Annotated in this window: 1 protein-coding gene; it reads left to right on the top strand. The window is 77.1% G+C overall.

All coding sequences use genetic code 11. The features are described from left to right. Nucleotides 1–55: 55 nt before the first annotated feature. The coding region (locus tag D450_RS31155) for a condensation domain-containing protein (protein ID WP_152520906.1) at nt 56–1,294 on the top strand (1,239 nt) is incomplete at its 3' end.

Below are 1,294 nucleotides of genomic sequence, written 5' to 3'. Positions count from 1 at the left end.
GATCTGACCGCCGAGCGGTTCGTNCGCCTGCCCCTTCGGCGCGCCCGGAGAGCGCATGTACCGCACCGGCGACCTGGCCAGGTGGCGCAACGACGGCACCCTCGACTTCCTGGGCCGGGCCGACCACCAGGTCAAGGTGCGCGGGTTCCGGATCGAGCCCGGCGAGGTCGAGGCGGAGCTGAGCGCCCTGCCCGGCGTCGCCCAGGGGGTGGTGGCCGCGCGCGAGGACGTTCCCGGCCAGGCCTACCTCGCCGCCTACGTCGTGGCCGAGTCCGGAGCGGCCCCGGAGGCCTCCGCGATGCGCGCCGCTCTGGCCGAGCGCCTGCCGGACTACATGGTCCCCTCGGTGTTCACCGTGCTCGACGCGTTCCCGCTGACCGAGAACCGCAAGATCGACCGCAAGGCCCTGCCCGCCCCCGCGGTCGGCTCCACCGCCGGCGACCGCGAGCCCCGAACCGGCCTCGAACGCGGCCTGTGCGCCGTGGCCGCCGACATCCTGGGCCTGCCCTCGGTCGGCGTGCACGACGACTTCTTCGCCCTCGGCGGGCACTCGCTGTCCGCCGCGCGCGCCGCCAACCGGGTGCGCGCCGCGCTGGGCGCCGACGTCTCCGTGCGCGACGTCTTCGACGCCCCGACCCCCGCTCGCCTGGCCGCGCTCATCGAGGCGCAGGGCAAGGCGGGAGAGCCGGCCCGCCCGGCGCTCACCGCGCTCACCGCGCGCTCCGGCGGTGCCCCCTCCGAGGCGCCCGTGTCGGCCGAGCAGCTGCGCCTCTGGCTGCTCGACGGCATGGCGCCCGGGTCGGACGCCTACAACGTCCCCTGGTCCCTGCGCATCCGGGGCGCCTTGCGGGCTGACGCCCTGAACGACGCCCTGCGCGACGTGCTGGCCCGCCACGCCGTCCTGCGCACCCGCCTGGCCGCCGCCCCCGGCGCCTCGGAGCCGGTGCAGCGCGTCCTGCCCGCCGAGGAGCTCCCGGCCCAGGTCCTGCGCATCGACGACGGGCCCGCCGAGGACGCCGCCGCGCGCGCCGACCGGGCCGCCCGCGAGCCCTTCGACCTCGCCGCCGACCTGCCCGCCCGGTTCACCCTCATGCGCACCGGCGACGACGAGCACCTGCTGCTGGCCGTGTTCCACCACGCCGCCGTGGACGAGTGGTCCCAGGCGCCCTTCCTGCGCGACCTGGACACCGCCTACCGCGCCCGTGTCCGCGGCGACGGGCCCGGCTGGTCCCCGCTCCCCGTCCAGTACACCGACTACGCGGTCTGGCAGCGCGAGCTGCTCGGCTCGCAGGAG

The sequence above is a fragment of the Nocardiopsis halophila DSM 44494 genome, assembly GCF_000341245.1.
Classification (GTDB): domain Bacteria; phylum Actinomycetota; class Actinomycetes; order Streptosporangiales; family Streptosporangiaceae; genus Nocardiopsis_A; species Nocardiopsis_A halophila.
Note: the sequence above shows the minus strand (reverse complement) of the source record. Positions and strands in the feature narration are given on the sequence as shown.